This is a genomic window from Streptomyces beihaiensis (assembly GCF_026274175.1).
Classification (GTDB): Bacteria; Actinomycetota; Actinomycetes; order Streptomycetales; family Streptomycetaceae; genus Streptomyces; species Streptomyces beihaiensis.
Window position 1 is genome coordinate 1 of the sequence record NZ_JAPHNL010000315.1, and the last position, 14,791, is coordinate 14,791.

The window sequence follows — 14,791 nt, forward strand, 5'->3', positions numbered from 1 at the left end:
GCAGCCCTGGACGCCGCAGCGGCCCGCACCGCGGCGGATCAGGCCGAGGCGGCGGCGAAGGCGGCCCGCCAGGCGGCCGACCAGGCCGACGCCGACGCCACGGCAGCGGAGAAGGCGGCCAAGGACGCCCAGAAGTACGCGAAGCAGGCCCAGGAGGCGGCGGAACAGGCGGAGAACGCCCAGAAGAACAAGCAGATCAAGGACGGCGCGGGCGGCATCGGCGGCCTCTTCTACACCAGCCGCAACGTCCCCGTCGGCGACCCGACGAACGTCAAGAAGCACAACTGCAACCCGATCTTCCACACCGGCAACTGCACGGTGACCGCCACGATCCACTTCCGGGTCGACCTGGACATCTACCTGTGCACCGCCCAGGACGTTCCGGCCACCCAGGCCGGATGCCCGATGTCGGACACGTACTTCCTCGGCACGACGCCGGGCAAGGAGATCCAGAGCAAGACGGTCACCCGCACGCTCACGATGGTCGAGTTCAACAAGGGCATCGACCCGGTGAAGATCCTCCTCGGAGACTTCATCGAATGCGGCAAGAAGATCGCCTCCCTGGTCTCGGACACCTCCGGAGGAACCTGGGGCGACTGCGCCTGGGCCGCCTTCGACATCGGCTCCATCGTGTTCGGAGGCAAAGTCGCCAAGGCCGTCGCCGACGCTCTCAAGGCCGTCGACGCCTCCCTGCGCACCGGTATCGGCGTCAAGGACGCCCTCCAGGCCCTCAAGGCGATCGACGGAGTCAACCCCGCCACCGTCGCCGAGGCCGAGAAAACGGTGGACGCGTACGAGGAGGCCACGACGGCATGCAGCACCAACAGCTTCCCCGGAAGCACCCGAGTGCTCCTCGCCAACGGCACCCGCAGAGCCATCCGTGACGTGCACATCGGCGACCTGCTCATGGCGGGCGACCCCACGACCGGGCGCCTACGGGGTGAGCAGGTCACTCGCGACTTCCGGCACCAAACCGTCGTACTCGAGGACATCACGCTTGCGCGAGGCGGCCGCCTGACGAGCACACCGGGACACCGCGTCTTCGTCATGGGCCGTGGCTGGACCCTCGCCTCGGCGCTCCACAAGGGCGACCGTCTGCGCACGCCCACGGGATCCTTCCGCACGGTGGCCGCAGTGCGTCAGCACCGCGAACAGGCGCCCCGGACCGTGTACGACCTGACCGTCTCGGGCCTGCACACCTTCTACGCTTTCGCGGGCGTGAGCCCGGTACTGGTCCACAACTGCGACAACCTCGAACTCGACGAAAAGCAGTTCCCCGACGCGCACACCCTGGAGGAGCATGTGCGCCCCGACGAGCAGAAGGCGAAGGCCCTGTCGGCGAGGAAGACACGCGAGCAGGGAAGGCCGACACCGAACAGCGTGTGGACCGACCAGGAGACGGCGCAGAAGGTTCTCGACGCCGTACTAAAGGACAAGGCATCCCAGATATCCACGTGGATGACCAGGAAACCGAACGAGACTGTGCTCGAATTGAAGGGCTACTACGGGCCGAAGGGGACGTCCCTCGGCAAGGTGTACTGGGCAGACAAGCCCACTGAGGCCGCGGGCAACGGATTCCTACTCAAGCTTGTGAAGGCCCCCAGAAAGCCAGGCATGCCGAAGCATCCGAAAGGCTTCTATGTGCAGACCTTCTTCCCGAGGTAAGGACGACAAGACAGTGGGACGCTTTAGTGAATTCGACTTCGGAATCACTTGGTTTATGTGGGGTTTTCACCAGGACTGGGCGTGCGAGGCGGACACGGCCGCCGAGCTGATGCGCCAGAGGCTCGTCGGCGCGTCCGATGAGAACGTTCTGGCAGCCCGGCGTGACCTCCAGAGTCTCTGCGAGCTTCCCACGAAGACGCTGGAGGTGCTGTGGGAGGCGGGAACGGAGTACCTGCCCACCTTCAACTTCCTCGGGGGAGGGGCGCAATGGACGCGGACGGTCCTCGATCTGTGCGACGCCAGCCTGTCGGAGAGGACAGACGTGCGTCCGCTCGCCGGGGCGGACATCGAGGAGGGTTCGGATCGACTGGACGCGATCCTCGCTGAGATCCAGGAAGCACGCCGCCTGGACACCGACGTACAGGCGGCTCTCGCCGAGTGCGCCCGCCGCTGCACCCCGGAGCTGGCCTTCCGGCTGCTGCTGCGGGCCATGGTGGCAGGCGACTTGGAACTGACCCCTGAGCAGTACGCAAGACTGGAGGCGATCGGAGAAGCCCTGGAGTACGGCGAGTTCGTGGTGGACAACGCGCGCTACCTGTCCGAACAGTAGTAGCGCCTGCCACGGAGTCGACGCAGGGCGTCACCGGACGCGCTCTCGGGCCGCCCGCACCCCCACCCTGGGGACGCGGGCCGCCCTTTGCCCTGCCGGGGCGGACGGGGATTAGCGCCTCACGGCGATTCCTTCGGTTCAAGACGGAAGGGACGCGATCAGCCGAAGCCGTGATCGATGGGGAAGGAGGAACTGTGGACGAGTACCGGGAGGATCCGGCATTTGCCCTGGAGATCGGGTTGACGTGGGTGATGAAGCAGTGGGACCTGCCCCTCGTGCTGTCGCCCGAGGGCCACGACAAGTGGATCCCGCAGGGCGGCCTGGTGGTCGAGTGGCTGGCTCATCCCGTGTCTGCGGTGAGGGCATTCGACCGTTCCAAAGCCGCCTGACGCGCGCCACCAGCCGTGAGGGCCATCCACCGGCCGTGCCGGGCCTGGCCCCCGCACTGGAGCGGGTGGTCTCCGAAGCGTGCGCGGACCTGGGGTTCCGCTTGCTGTTGCGGACGATCAAGGCGTACGGCGTGCAGGTCAGCGAAGCACGTTGCGAGGCGTTCATGGCACTCGGTGAGCGGTTCGGGTACTCCGAGTACTGGTCGACCAATGCCTCAGCGTGATCTACGACGACTGAGACGTGGGGTAGGGCGGCCCGCACTCCGACGGGGTGCGGGCCGCCCGTCTGACGTTCGACGACGACCGCGAAGGACGACGATGAGCAAGGAGATTTCCGTCTCCGACGAGTATGTGTGGACGACCAGTACCGGCATGTACCTGTGGATCATCGAGTACCTCAGGAGCCGGGTTCCGGACAGGGAACTGTGGGATTTCGTCGAGGAGGAGGGTGATCTCGTCGTCGGCAACTTCTTCGTCAGCGATCTCCCCGAGCCGTATCGGCACCGTGTGCTGCGGATCCTGGCCGACGACGTGCCGCAGGCCTACGCCGACGAGCTGCGCCGGAGGCCGGAGCAGTCGTCCTGGCACGGACACGTGGTGCGCACTCTGGAGATCCTCGCCATGATGTCTGCGGAGTTCCTGCGGGAGTTGGGCGAGTCGGGCCGGCCGGGCGGGGGTGAGTCCCTGTGAAGCCCTACAGCGTCGGGGTCTCGGACGAGTACGGCTGGATCATGTACTACGGCAAGGCGCCGACGTTCGACTGGCTGGTTGATTTCCTGTCCGAGCGCCTGTCCGAGTGTTCGCCCGCCGGCCTGCCCGCTCTGCGTGACCAGGCTGTGCGCGAGTCGGCGGACGGCGCCCACCTGTATCTGCCCGGCCTTCCGCCGGACCGGTACCGCAAGGCCCTGGATATCCTGGCCGATCAGGCGGTACCGGCCGCGCGCCAGGCCATGCGGACCACCCTGGCCGGGGTCTACCCGGAAAACGACGGTGCCGATTCGGCGGTTCCGGCTCTGGGCGATGTGAAGACCGTGGCGCTGATCGCCCGGAACGTGCTGCGCCGAGAGGCGCGGGCCGAGGAGGGGTAGCGCGGTCCGTGGCGGTGGCAGCGCTGACGCGAGGCCACCGCCACGGGCATGCGGAGCCTCCGCCCCCTGAGGTGTCCGTTTCGCGGGACGGCGGATCGGTGTAGGCTCGCCGGGCCGAGCCACTTCTTCATGACTACATCGCTGAGGAGAGTCGGCCGGTTCCGCGTCCGGGCACACCATGACCGTACGCCACCGGGCCTGACCGACTCGTTCGCACGCTGGGTACATGCAGCTTGATCGTTCAGTGCCGTTCGCCCCGCAGGTCGCCGATGATCTCCGGCGCAGGTTGGACGCTGGGGAATGGCACAGCGGGGACAAGTTCCCGGGCACCGTGGCGCTGAGCGGTGAGTACGACATCAGCCAGTCGACGGCCGTGCGCGCCGTAGCCGTATTGGTGTCGGAGGGGCGGTTGCGTAAGGAGATCCCGCGCGGGTTCTACGTGGTGTAACGCCTGACTGGCATCCGGCTCGCTCTGCCCAGATGACTCTGTGACCGCTCATGGTCACTCCATCGAACGCTTCGGGGTTGCAGGCTGGGAGGAGCCGGGCAGGGGGCCAGGGAGGGGTCAGGCGACGCAAGCGCCGCCACCCCTTCACGGGACGCGCCCGAACGCTGAGCGGTGTCAACCGTCTTCGAGGTCTGTCCCTGGGACGAACCGGCGAGCGTATGACCGGCAGGTTCACCGGCAAGCGGGCAGGAGGGGCGGGGCGGGTCAGCGCTGTTGACGGTAGGGGTCCGTGTACGGCTCCATGGACTGGCGGACCTCTTCCCGGACCGGGTCCATAAGGGGGCCGGGGGCGTAATAGCGCGCTCGGGCCTTGCCGTGGGGAACGAGCCAGCCGCGAGCCACGAGCTCACGGATGTCGCGGATGGCTTGCTGGTCGCTGAGGTCGGCGTCCTGCTGGTACACGGTGCGGCGGACCTTCGCGTCCGAGAAGGCAGGGAGCAGCGCGTAGACGACCCGCTCGTCCAGGCCGACCGCCTCGACGCCTTCGATCAGGCGGGTCCAGGCCCGCGACATCACATCGAAGCGCCGCTGGGCCTGCTGGGCCTGGCGATGGTGGGCGGTCAGGCAGAACCGGATCCAGGGCCGGGTGTCCCGCTCCGGGCTCCAGTGCGGGCCACCCACGTCCTCCAGAACCTGGTAGTACGCGTACGTGTTCTGCCCCCGGCCGAGCCACTCCTCGATGGACGAGAACTCGGGTGGCATCAGGGCCTCGCGGGAGAACACGAGGGTGGACAGGGCGCGGGACATGCGCCCGTTGCCGTCCTTCCACGGGTGGATCTTGACGAGGTTGAGGTGGGCCATGGAAGCGCGGACATGGACGGGCACGTCGAGGTCGCCCTCGTTGAGCCAGTCGATGAACTCCGCCATCAGAGCGGGGACGTCCGCCTGGTCGGGCGCGGTGTAGGCGGGGACCAGGGGGTCGTCGGGGCTGGTGACGTAGGCGGGGCCGTCGCGCCAGCGGCCGGGGCGCTTGTCGAGGTGGTGGCCCTGCAGCATGAAGTGCAGGCCGTTGAGCAGGCCGGCGTCGTACCGGAAGTCGTCACCGGCGTCGGCGAGGGCCTGGATGTAGGTCATGCCGCGCTGGTAGCCCTCCAGCTCGGCACGCGTCTTTTCTCCGGTCTCCAGGGGTTCCTCGCCGGACATGAGGGCTTCCACGTCATCGACCGTCGCGGCGTAGCCCTCGATGGTGTTCGATCCGGCGATCGCACGGGCGGTGAGGTTGCGGCGCAGCTGGCGGGTCCAGTGAGGGGTGGCCCGGAGCATATGGCGCAGGTCGCGGCGCATGCTCTCGATCTCGTCGAGGGCCCGCCGGTCGTCAGCGTCCAGGGAGGGAGTCACGTACAGCATGCTCCCATGACACGATGATTGCGTCATGGAGTCAAGCGTGACGGTGTCAATCAGACTGCATTCTGACCGGTCTGAGTTCTGCGTTCGGCCGGACAGCTCGCCCACTCACAGCTTTTTCTCCGACGCCTGCACATACACCGCCCCGCTCCCGCTCAGCTCCAGCTGGAAGCCCTCGCCGCTGCCGCGCCCCACCATCTCCCGCCAACCGAGCGCCGCGGACAGCTTGTTGCGTACGTCGCCGTGGTGCGCCACGTACGCCTGCGGGTCGACGTGGACCGGGCGGCCCGGTGTGATCGGCACCTCGATGACGCCGCCGTGCGCCATCACGGCCGCCGAGCCGTGCCCCTGCAACGACGTCGTGAACAGGCCCTGACCGGTGAACTGGCCGCGCACCAGGCCCATCACGCCGCCCTGTTCGCCGAGGAAGACCGTGCCCTGGCGAAGGGTTCCGTCGAAGGCGAGGAGGCGGTCCGCCTCCACGTACAGGGTGTCGCCGGAGAGCGCGATCACGTGCACGTGGTGGCCGCCGTGCCCGAACATCACCGTGCCGCTGCCCTCGACCGTCATCAGCGGCGTCGCCTCGTTCGCCACCCGCCGGCCGAGCATGGAGGCAAGGCCGCCCTGCCCGCCCTGGATGTTGGGCGTGAACGTGACGTCACCGCGGTAGGCGAGCATCGCGCCGCGCTGGCTGTAGACGACGCGGCCCGGCACGACCGTCGCCTCGACCATCTTCGAGTTGATCTCACGGAAGGCCGTCGTCGGCATCGGCGCCATCACACATCCCCCGCGATCGTGTCGCGTTCGCTGGGCTGTACGTACACGAGCCCGTCGCCCTCGAACAGGATCTGCACGGCTTCCCCGCCGCCTTCCCCCATCAACGTACGGAACCCGGCCCCGGACTGGAACGTCTGCCGCAGGGACCCCTGGTGGGCGACGTACGCGCCCGGATCGACGGTCAGCGGGTGGTCGCGGCTGACGCGGAGCACCACCGCCGGGCCGTCGCTCATGATCGCCGCCTGGCCGTGACCCTCCACGGTGGTGGTGAACAGGCCGTTGCCCTGAGCGGCGCCGCGCAGGCCGGTGAACGTCGTTCCGGTGCGCAGACCCGACTGCGTGCACAGCAGGTTGCTCGCCTCCACGTAGAGCTTCTCGCCGCGCAGCTCCACCAGGTTGATCTGGCTCGCGCGGTCCGCGAACCAGCAGGTGCCCTCGCCCTTGACCTCCATCACGGTCATCCGCTCGCCCGCGATGCGGCGGGTCATCATGCCTCGTATCCCCTCGCCACCTCCGGTGAGCCTCTTGAACGCCATCCGGCCGTCGTACGCGACCATCGAGCCGTTCTTCGCCTTGACGCTGTCGCCCGCCATCTCGACGGCGAGCATCCTGCTGCCCTGGAGCCGGAACACTGCCACGAGGTCGAAGGTAGCCGTCGGGGACGGGGCGCCGACAGGCCCCCACGGGCTCGATGCGACAATGGGCATTCGCTTGTGCTCGTATTCACAAGATCGCGCGAGCGAACGAGCCCGACCCGTACCCCGTTCATCGCCTCAGACGCCGAAGGTGCCCCGTGGACATCAAGACCGCATCCGCCATCCGACGCCTCCGCCTGGTCTCCGCGCCGGAGGCCGTCTCGTTCCTCCTGCTCCTGGTCTGCTCGGTGCTGAAGCGGACGACGGACTTCAACGCCGTTCCCGTGATGGGCATGATCCACGGCGTACTGTTCATCCTGTACGTGATCTTCTGGCTGGACGCCTGGAACCGTGCGAAGTGGAGCAAGGGCACGGCCGCGCTCTACTTCGTCCTCTCCGTCCTGCCCACCGGCGGCTTCTTCGCCGAGCGCAAGCTGCGCCGCGAGGCCGAGAACGCCGTCAACGCCGCGATCGCGGCCCGCGCCCGCACCGAAGGAGTCGTGAACGCATGATCGTGGCCTTCTCCGTGACCCCGCTCGGGGTCGGCGAGGACGTGGGGGAGTACGTCGCCGACGCCGTCCGTGTCGTGCGCGAGTCCGGGCTGCCGAACCGCACCGACGCGATGTTCACGTCCGTCGAGGGCGAGTGGGACGAGGTCATGGCCGTGGTCAAGCGCGCCGTCGCCGTGGTGGAGGAGCGCGCGCCCCGGGTGTCGGTCGTCATCAAGGCCGACATCAGGCCCGGTGTGAGCGACGGGCTGACGTCGAAGGTGGAGACGGTCGAGCGGCATCTGGCGCCCTGACGTCCTTACCTCACTCGTACGCCCCTTCCGGTTCGACACGCCCGTAAATGTCCCCTTTTGTGGGGATATCGGTTCGTTGATCACCTGAACCTGGAGGGCGCTGTGCGGCCTGAGGGCTACGACTACGACACCTACAGCAGACTCGCGGGACCGCTCACCGAGCCGCCCGCCGGCACCGCCTACCGGGTGCAGTACATATCTCTCCTCTCCCGCGCGCCCCACCGAATACGAGCGGTCGCCCTGATGCTGCTCGCCCCGGTGCTGGCGGGATCACTCATGGCCTACCTGGTGTGGCCCACCCACTGGGTGGAGCGGGAGGGCGGCGAGCGGTGGATGGTCTCGCTCGACATCGCGATGCTCGTCTCCATCGGGCTCATCGGGCTGTTCATGCTCGTCAACGTCATATCCATCGCGCACGCGACCCTCGTCGCCCGCGACCCCGTCCCCGTCGTCCCCGAACCGGGCACCCGCGTCGCCTTCCTGACGACATACGTCCCCGGCAAGGAACCCCTCGCGATGGTCCGGGCCACGCTGGAGGGCGCCGTCCGCGTCACCCACGGCGGCCCGCTCGACGTATGGCTGCTCGACGAGGGCGACGACGCCGAGATCAAGGCCCTGTGTGCCCGGCTCGGTGTCCGGCACTTCACCCGCCACGGCGTGCCCGCCTGGAACCGCGACAAGGGCCCCCACAAGGCCCGCACCAAGCACGGCAACTACAACGCGTGGCTCGCGGCCCACGGCGACGAGTACGACTTCTTCGCCTCGGTCGACACCGACCACGTCCCGCACCCCGAGTTCCTCCAGCGGATGATGGGCTACTTCCGCGACCCGGACGTCGCCTTCGTCGTCGGCCCGCAGGTCTACGGCAACTACGTCGCCCCGGTCACCAAGGCCGCCGAGTCCCAGCAGTTCCTCTTCCACGCGCTGATCCAGCGGGCGGGCAACCGCTACCGCTCACCTATGTTCGTCGGCACGAACAACGTCGTACGGATCTCCGCGCTCAAGCAGATCGGCGGGCTGGCCGACTCCATCACTGAGGACATGGCCACCGGCTTCGAGATCCACCGCCACCGCAACCCGGTCACCGGCCGCCACTGGCGCTCCGTCTACACGCCCGACGTGCTCGCGGTCGGCGAGGGCCCCGCCTCCTGGACGGACTTCTTCACGCAGCAGATGCGCTGGTCCCGCGGTACGTACGAGACGCTCTTCAAGCAGTACTGGAAGGCGCCCCTGACGATGCCGCCCGGCCGTCTCTTCTCGTACACGATGATGCTCGTCTACTACCCGATGACGGCCGTCAACTGGCTGCTCGGCGTGATCAGCTGCGTGCTCTTCCTCTGGTTCGGCGCCTCCGGCACCCAGGTCTCCGCCTCCGTGTGGCTCATGCTCTACAGCGACGCCGCCGCCCTGCAGATCGGCGTCTACCTGTGGAACCGGCGGTACAACGTCTCGCCGCACGAACCCGAGGGCTCCGGCGGCCTCGCGGGGATGGCGATGTCGGCGCTCTCCGCGCCCGTCTACCTCAGATCGCTCGGCGGGGCGCTGCTGCGCAGGCCGTGCCGGTTCGTCGTGACGCCGAAGGGCGGCGACGTCAGCCCCGACCGGGTGCTGACCTTCCGTATCCATCTGTTCTGGGCCGCGGTGCTCAGCGCGTCGCTCGCCGCGTCCGTCGTGCTCTCCCATACCCACGTGGCCATGCGCACCTGGGCGGTGCTCGCCCTGTGCATCGCGCTCGCGCCGCTCGTGGTCTGGGCGCTCACCGAACGCCGCCGCGCGGCGACCGCCGCGACCGCCGTGACCACGCTCTCCGGCCCGCAACCGGAACCCGCCCTGGCCGTCGCTTCGGGGGGCTCCGGTGTCTCGGGTATCTCTGGCGTCTCCGGTGTCTCGGGTACGAGTGGGGGCGGGGGCGGCGCGGGGGGCCGCTGAGCTCCGCTGTCGGCGTGGCCGCCGTTTCGCGGTCCGGAGGGGCCGAGGTCAGGCGTGGGCCTTGCGGGCGAGCCCGAGGGCGTAGTCCGCCCACCACGTCCCCGCCGCAGGGCCGCCCCGGCAGGTCCCGTCCGACTCCCCGGGGCGCTTGACCCACAGATACGCGTCGAGCAGCGGATCACCGGTCCGGGTGGTCGGCGGGGTGCCGAGAGCGCGGTCCGGCGGGTTGCACCACGAGTCCTCCCCGCCGTCGGCGTACGGGCCCGCGCCGTTGCGGCTGGAGTCCACCACGAAGTGGGCGCCGCCCAGCATCTGCGAGAGCTCGCGCCCGTAGGTCCTGTTGGCCGCGTCGGACTGGAAGTTGGAGACGTTGAGCGAGAAGCCGTCCGCCCTGGCGATCCCGGCGCGCTTGAGCGGGTCGACCATCTTCCACGCGTCCGGGATCCAGGCCGGATTGCCCGCGTCCAGGTACACCTTCGTGTGCGGCTGCTTCTTCAGCCGGTCGATCGCCGCCGAGATGAGCTGGTAGCGCTCGTCCTGGATCTCGGCCGGGGCGCAGCCGTCGACGATGTGCCCGATCGCGTCCGGCTCCAGGACGACCAGCGCCTTGGCGTCCCCGATGCCCGCCGCGAACGCGTCGATCCACTGGTAGTAGAACTGCGCCGAGTGGGCCCCGCCCGCCGAGTGCTGACCGCAGTCCCGGTGCGGAATGTTGTACGCGACCAGGACCAGCGTCTTGTCCGCCTTCTTCGCCTGTTCCGCCGCCCGCGCGATGGCGGGCCGCGGGTAGTCGCCCGGGGCCCACATGGCCTGCGGGCGGCGCGAGATCCGCTCGATCAGGCGCGCGTCGGCGGTACGGCCCTGCTTCTCCCACCGCTCGGCCTGGGCGGCCGCGTCCGTGTCCGGGTCGACCCAGAAAGGGGAGCCGGTGCCGGAGCCGGCGGGTGTGGCCCGGTCGGCGACATCGGTGGTGAGGCGGCCACCGCCGCCTGAGCAGCCGGAGAGCAGGGCGGGCAGCAGCAGCGCCGTCGCGGTGAGAGCGATGGCGCGGGCCGGAGTGCGAAAGGTACGGAAGGTACGGAAGGTACGGAAGGTGCGAAAGGTGCGGAAGGTCGGGACGGGCATCCAGCCCCCAGGTTCCGAGCGCGGGCAATTCGCGGCAATCGTTACATAAGGTGCGCTCGCCTCTCGGTACGGCCCGCCGAACGGGATGACCGAGGAACGAGACGGGGCTGACCATCATGTGACCGGCCGGTAGGGTCTAGATGTGCCGAAGCCGCTCAGCCTTGCCTTCGATCCGATCGCCCGCGCAGACGAACTCTGGAAGCAGCGGTGGGGGTCCGTGCCGTCGATGGCCGCGATCACCTCGATCATGCGCGCGCACCAGATTCTCCTCGCCGAGGTCGACGCCGTGGTCAAGCCCTACGGTCTGACCTTCGCGCGCTACGAGGCGCTCGTCCTGCTCACCTTCTCCAAGGCCGGCGAGCTGCCCATGTCGAAGATCGGCGAGCGCCTCATGGTCCACCCCACGTCGGTGACGAACACCGTGGACCGGCTCGTGAAGTCCGGCCTGGTCGACAAGCGGCCCAACCCGAACGACGGCCGCGGCACCCTCGCCACCATCACGGACAAGGGGCGCGAGGTCGTCGACGCGGCCACCCGCGACCTCATGGCCATGGACTTCGGCCTGGGCGTCTACGACGCGGACCAGTGCGACGAGATCTTCGCGATGCTGCGGCCGCTGCGGGTGGCGGCGCGCGACTTCGACGACGAGTGAGCGCCGCGACCGGAGCGGTGGGCACGGTCGGCGGCGCCGGGGTCGGCTGAAGATCGCGCGATTCGGGCGGTTACGCTCGGAGCCATGAAGAAATCCGTGCTGACCCGCTACCGCGTCATGGCCTACGTGACCGGCGTCCTGCTGGTGCTCCTCACCCTCGGCTGCATCGCCAAGTACGGGCTGCAGATGGACGGCGCCGACAGCTTCGTGACGGGCGTCGGCATCGCGCACGGCTGGCTCTACGTCATCTACCTGGTCTTCGCCTTCGACCTGGGCTCCAAGGCGAAGTGGCCGGTCGGCAAGCAGATCTGGGTACTGCTCGCGGGCACCATCCCGACGGCCGCGTTCTTCGTGGAGCGCAAGGTCACCGCCGAGCTGGACGCCAAGGCCGCCGACGAAGCCGCCAAGCTCGCGCAGGCGTAGGGGCGTAGAGGACAGGGGCAGGGGGCCGCGCCCCCGGCCTCCGGCGTCTTTTCTGCTCGCACGGCCCCAGCCCGGGGCACGTGTGGGCGGTCAGCCATCGACATTTACTTGGACGTCCTAGTAAATTCGTGGGTATGGGAAGCATGGACGCTGACGCCATTGCCGAGGGCCGCCGCCGCTGGCAGGCCCGCTACGACTCCGCCCGCACCAGGGACGCCGACTTCACGACGCTCTCGGGCGATCCGGTCGAGCCGGTCTACGGGCCACGCCCCGGGGACACGTACGAGGGCTTCGAACGGATCGGGTGGCCGGGCGAGTACCCGTTCACCCGCGGCCTGTACCCGACCGGTTACCGGGGCCGCACGTGGACCATCCGCCAGTTCGCCGGCTTCGGCAACGCCGAGCAGACCAACGAGCGCTACAAGATGATCCTCCGCAACGGCGGAGGGGGCCTGTCCGTCGCCTTCGACATGCCCACACTGATGGGTCGCGACTCCGACGACCCGCGCTCGCTCGGCGAGGTCGGCCACTGCGGCGTCGCCATCGACTCCGCCGCCGACATGGAGGTCCTGTTCAAGGACATCCCACTGGGCGACGTGACCACCTCCATGACGATCAGCGGCCCCGCCGTCCCGGTCTTCTGCATGTACCTGGTCGCCGCCGAACGCCAGGGCGTCGACCCCGCCGTCCTGAACGGCACCCTCCAGACGGACATCTTCAAGGAGTACATCGCGCAGAAGGAGTGGCTCTTCCAGCCCGAGCCGCACCTGCGCCTCATCGGCGACCTGATGGAGCACTGCGCCGCCTCGGTCCCCGCCTACAAGCCGCTCTCGGTCTCCGGCTACCACATCCGCGAGGCGGGCTCGACGGCCGCGCAGGAGCTGGCGTACACCCTCGCCGACGGCTTCGGCTACGTGGAGCTCGGCCTCAGCCGCGGCCTGGACGTCGACGTCTTCGCACCCGGCCTGTCCTTCTTCTTCGACGCCCACGTCGATTTCTTCGAGGAGATCGCCAAGTTCCGCGCAGCGCGCCGCATCTGGGCGCGCTGGATGCGCGAGGTGTACGGGGCGAGGACCGACAAGGCGCAGTGGCTGCGCTTCCACACCCAGACGGCGGGCGTCTCGCTCACGGCCCAGCAGCCGTACAACAACGTCGTCCGCACGGCCGTCGAGGCCCTGGCCGCCGTCCTCGGCGGCACCAACTCCCTGCACACCAACGCCCTGGACGAGACCCTCGCCCTGCCGAGCGAGCAGGCCGCGGAGATCGCGCTGCGCACGCAGCAGGTCCTGATGGAGGAGACCGGCGTCGCCAACGTCGCGGACCCGCTGGGCGGCTCCTGGTACATCGAGCAGCTCACCGACCGCATCGAGGCCGACGCCGAGAAGATCTTCGAGCAGATCAAGGAGCGCGGCCTGCGCGCCCACCCCGACGGGCAGCACCCCATCGGCCCCGTCACCTCCGGCATCCTGCGCGGAATCGAGGACGGCTGGTTCACGGGCGAGATCGCCGAGTCGGCGTTCCGTTACCAGCAGGCCCTGGAGAAGGGCGACAAGAGGGTCGTCGGCGTCAACGTCCACGAGGGCTCCGTCACCGGCGACCTGGAGATCCTTCGCGTCAGCCACGAGGTCGAACGCGAGCAGGTCCGCGTCCTGGCCGACCGCAAGTCCGGGCGGGACGAGGCGGTCGTGCGCTCCGCGCTGGACCGGATGCTGGCCGCGGCCCGCGACGGCTCCAACATGATCGAGCCGATGCTCAGCGCTGTCCGCGCGGAGGCGACGCTGGGCGAGATCTGCGGGGTCCTGCGGGACGAGTGGGGCGTGTACACGGAACCGGCCGGGTTCTGACGGAGTCCCGTCTGCCGGGTTGTCGTCGCGTCGGCGAGTGCGGGTTGGCTGTGGTTGCTCGCGCGGTTCCCCGCGCCCCTCAGGGGCGCGGGGCTGCGTCGATATGCGGCTCCGCCGCGTGGGCGCGACCAGCCGCAACGCACCCGCAGTCGACGACGGCCACGAGCCTCCCGAGCCCTCAGTCGGCCGCGGCCGCCAGCCCGCCCACCAGCAGTGCCGTGAAGCGGCGCACCCACTCCTGATCCACCGGCTCCCCGCTCACCAGCACCCTGTGCACCACGGCCCCCGCGGCCACGTCGAAGATCAGGTCCGCCGCGGCGGCGGCGACGCACGGGTCGGCGGGGGCCGGAAGCTCCCCCCGCCGCTCGGCCCGCGCCCGGCCCACCAGGACCAGCCGCTTCTGCCGTTCCACGATCGACGTACGGATCCGCTCCCGCAGCGGCTCGTCCCGTGTCGCCTCGGCCACCACCGCCATCAGCGCCGTCTTCGTCTCCGGGCGGTCGAGCAGCGACGCGAACTGCAGCACCACGCCCTCGATGTCCGCGGCGAGGCTGCCCCGGTCCGGCAGCTCCAACTCGTCGAAGAGAACCGCCACCGCGTCCACCACGAGTTCGTTCTTGCCCGCCCACCGGCGGTACAGCGTCGTCTTGGCCACGCCCGCGCGGGTGGCCACCTCGCCCATCGTCAGCTTGGACCAGCCCACGTCCACCAGGGCCGCACGGGTCGCCTCCAGGATCGCCTCGTCCGCGGCGGCGGACCGCGGGCGGCCGGTGGTACGGGAAGGGGAACTGTGCTGCATGGGCATCGACTTTACCGGCGAGTAAGAAAAACGGCCCGGGTGAGGCAGATCACCCGCCCAAGATCCGGGGCGCCCTCCCGAGCCGCGCCCGCGCCAGTTACGCTACGACCCGTAGCGAAAGCTCGTACGACGGCGAAAGCGTGTACGGCGAGCGGCAACCATCGGCGTCGGGTGGGTACCCGGCCCACAACGGACCGTGGA

18 protein-coding genes are annotated in these 14,791 nt (G+C 69.3%); 13 read left to right on the forward strand and 5 right to left on the reverse strand.

The window, feature by feature from the left end:
* The 7 genes from OFY01_RS28150 to OFY01_RS28180 all read left to right on the forward strand — a co-directional run.
* Positions 1 to 1,665 (forward strand): RNase A-like domain-containing protein (locus OFY01_RS28150; protein ID WP_266604621.1); only part of this gene is annotated, 1,665 nt, incomplete at its 5' end.
* A 55-nt stretch (positions 1,666 to 1,720) separates the two neighbouring features.
* On the forward strand, positions 1,721 to 2,275 hold the full coding sequence (locus tag OFY01_RS28155; RefSeq protein ID WP_266604623.1) for a hypothetical protein: 555 nt from the start codon (positions 1,721 to 1,723) through the stop codon (positions 2,273 to 2,275).
* A 194-nt stretch (positions 2,276 to 2,469) separates the two neighbouring features.
* Positions 2,470 to 2,664, forward strand: coding sequence for a hypothetical protein (locus OFY01_RS28160; RefSeq protein ID WP_266604625.1), 195 nt, complete (start codon positions 2,470 to 2,472; stop codon positions 2,662 to 2,664).
* A 35-nt stretch (positions 2,665 to 2,699) separates the two neighbouring features.
* The gene (locus OFY01_RS28165; protein WP_266604627.1) at positions 2,700 to 2,888 is read left to right on the forward strand and encodes a hypothetical protein; all 189 of its coding nucleotides are present in this window, start codon (positions 2,700 to 2,702) and stop codon (positions 2,886 to 2,888) included.
* A gap of 94 nt (positions 2,889 to 2,982) precedes the next feature.
* Positions 2,983 to 3,354 (forward strand): hypothetical protein, encoded by a 372-nt coding sequence (locus OFY01_RS28170; protein WP_266604629.1) that lies wholly within the window; start codon positions 2,983 to 2,985, stop codon positions 3,352 to 3,354.
* Positions 3,351 to 3,752 (forward strand): hypothetical protein, encoded by a 402-nt coding sequence (locus OFY01_RS28175; protein ID WP_266604631.1) that lies wholly within the window; start codon positions 3,351 to 3,353, stop codon positions 3,750 to 3,752. Before OFY01_RS28170 ends, OFY01_RS28175 begins: the two co-directional genes overlap by 4 nt.
* 226 nt (positions 3,753 to 3,978) lie before the next feature.
* Entirely contained in the window at positions 3,979 to 4,200 is a 222-nt protein-coding gene (locus OFY01_RS28180; protein ID WP_266604633.1) for a GntR family transcriptional regulator, read from the forward strand.
* 264 nt (positions 4,201 to 4,464) lie between these two features.
* Here the strand turns inward: OFY01_RS28180 and OFY01_RS28185 are convergent, their stop codons facing one another.
* The 3 genes from OFY01_RS28185 to OFY01_RS28195 form a co-directional block, all read right to left on the reverse strand.
* Positions 4,465 to 5,607 (reverse strand): Fic family protein, encoded by a 1,143-nt coding sequence (locus OFY01_RS28185; RefSeq protein WP_266604635.1) that lies wholly within the window; start codon positions 5,605 to 5,607, stop codon positions 4,465 to 4,467.
* Positions 5,608 to 5,712: 105 nt separating this feature from the next.
* On the reverse strand, positions 5,713 to 6,372 hold the full coding sequence (locus tag OFY01_RS28190; protein ID WP_266604637.1) for an AIM24 family protein: 660 nt from the start codon (positions 6,370 to 6,372) through the stop codon (positions 5,713 to 5,715).
* Positions 6,373 to 6,380: 8 nt separating this feature from the next.
* Positions 6,381 to 7,019 (reverse strand): AIM24 family protein, encoded by a 639-nt coding sequence (locus tag OFY01_RS28195; RefSeq protein WP_266604639.1) that lies wholly within the window; start codon positions 7,017 to 7,019, stop codon positions 6,381 to 6,383.
* Positions 7,020 to 7,174: 155 nt separating this feature from the next.
* Between OFY01_RS28195 and OFY01_RS28200 the strand changes: the two genes are divergently transcribed.
* From OFY01_RS28200 to OFY01_RS28210, 3 genes are all read left to right on the forward strand, one after another.
* A complete protein-coding gene (locus tag OFY01_RS28200) occupies positions 7,175 to 7,528 on the forward strand; it encodes a DUF3817 domain-containing protein (RefSeq protein WP_266604640.1) in 354 nt (117 codons plus the stop codon).
* Entirely contained in the window at positions 7,525 to 7,818 is a 294-nt protein-coding gene (locus OFY01_RS28205; protein ID WP_266604641.1) for an MTH1187 family thiamine-binding protein, read from the forward strand. Before OFY01_RS28200 ends, OFY01_RS28205 begins: the two co-directional genes overlap by 4 nt.
* Before the next feature lie 102 nt (positions 7,819 to 7,920).
* A complete protein-coding gene (locus tag OFY01_RS28210; protein WP_266604643.1) occupies positions 7,921 to 9,747 on the forward strand; it encodes a glycosyltransferase family 2 protein in 1,827 nt (608 codons plus the stop codon).
* Between the two features lie 48 nt (positions 9,748 to 9,795).
* Here OFY01_RS28210 and OFY01_RS28215 read toward each other — a convergent pair whose 3' ends face one another.
* A complete protein-coding gene (locus OFY01_RS28215; protein WP_266604645.1) occupies positions 9,796 to 10,872 on the reverse strand; it encodes a glycoside hydrolase family 6 protein in 1,077 nt (358 codons plus the stop codon).
* Positions 10,873 to 11,014: 142 nt separating this feature from the next.
* Between OFY01_RS28215 and OFY01_RS28220 the strand changes: the two genes are divergently transcribed.
* From OFY01_RS28220 to OFY01_RS28230, 3 genes are all read left to right on the forward strand, one after another.
* On the forward strand, positions 11,015 to 11,524 hold the full coding sequence (locus OFY01_RS28220; RefSeq protein ID WP_266604647.1) for a MarR family winged helix-turn-helix transcriptional regulator: 510 nt from the start codon (positions 11,015 to 11,017) through the stop codon (positions 11,522 to 11,524).
* Positions 11,525 to 11,608: 84 nt separating this feature from the next.
* Positions 11,609 to 11,947, forward strand: a complete 339-nt coding sequence (locus OFY01_RS28225; RefSeq protein ID WP_266604649.1) for a DUF3817 domain-containing protein — start codon at positions 11,609 to 11,611, stop codon at positions 11,945 to 11,947.
* Between the two features lie 143 nt (positions 11,948 to 12,090).
* Complete coding sequence (locus OFY01_RS28230) at positions 12,091 to 13,791, forward strand: acyl-CoA mutase large subunit family protein (protein ID WP_266604675.1); 1,701 nt, start codon at positions 12,091 to 12,093, stop codon at positions 13,789 to 13,791.
* A 178-nt stretch (positions 13,792 to 13,969) separates the two neighbouring features.
* Here OFY01_RS28230 and OFY01_RS28235 read toward each other — a convergent pair whose 3' ends face one another.
* Positions 13,970 to 14,590: a TetR/AcrR family transcriptional regulator gene (locus OFY01_RS28235; RefSeq protein WP_407700443.1), complete on the reverse strand. Its 621-nt coding sequence runs from the start codon at positions 14,588 to 14,590 to the stop codon at positions 13,970 to 13,972.
* Positions 14,591 to 14,791 lie beyond the last annotated feature (201 nt).

Excerpts from the sequence above, each read along its gene's own strand:
- OFY01_RS28225 (WP_266604649.1), top strand. The coding sequence starts at position 11,609 with ATGAAGAAATCCGTGCTGACCCGCTACCGCGTCATGGCCTACGTGACC.
- OFY01_RS28205 (WP_266604641.1), top strand. The coding sequence starts at position 7,525 with ATGATCGTGGCCTTCTCCGTGACCCCGCTCGGGGTCGGCGAGGACGTG.
- OFY01_RS28190 (WP_266604637.1), bottom strand. The coding sequence starts at position 6,372 with ATGCCGACGACGGCCTTCCGTGAGATCAACTCGAAGATGGTCGAGGCG.
- OFY01_RS28235 (WP_407700443.1), bottom strand. The coding sequence starts at position 14,590 with ATGCAGCACAGTTCCCCTTCCCGTACCACCGGCCGCCCGCGGTCCGCC.
- OFY01_RS28185 (WP_266604635.1), bottom strand. The coding sequence starts at position 5,607 with ATGCTGTACGTGACTCCCTCCCTGGACGCTGACGACCGGCGGGCCCTC.
- OFY01_RS28180 (WP_266604633.1), top strand. The coding sequence starts at position 3,979 with ATGCAGCTTGATCGTTCAGTGCCGTTCGCCCCGCAGGTCGCCGATGAT.
- OFY01_RS28230 (WP_266604675.1), top strand. The coding sequence starts at position 12,091 with ATGGACGCTGACGCCATTGCCGAGGGCCGCCGCCGCTGGCAGGCCCGC.
- OFY01_RS28170 (WP_266604629.1), top strand. The coding sequence starts at position 2,983 with ATGAGCAAGGAGATTTCCGTCTCCGACGAGTATGTGTGGACGACCAGT.
- OFY01_RS28155 (WP_266604623.1), top strand. The coding sequence starts at position 1,721 with ATGTGGGGTTTTCACCAGGACTGGGCGTGCGAGGCGGACACGGCCGCC.
- OFY01_RS28215 (WP_266604645.1), bottom strand. The coding sequence starts at position 10,872 with ATGCCCGTCCCGACCTTCCGCACCTTTCGCACCTTCCGTACCTTCCGT.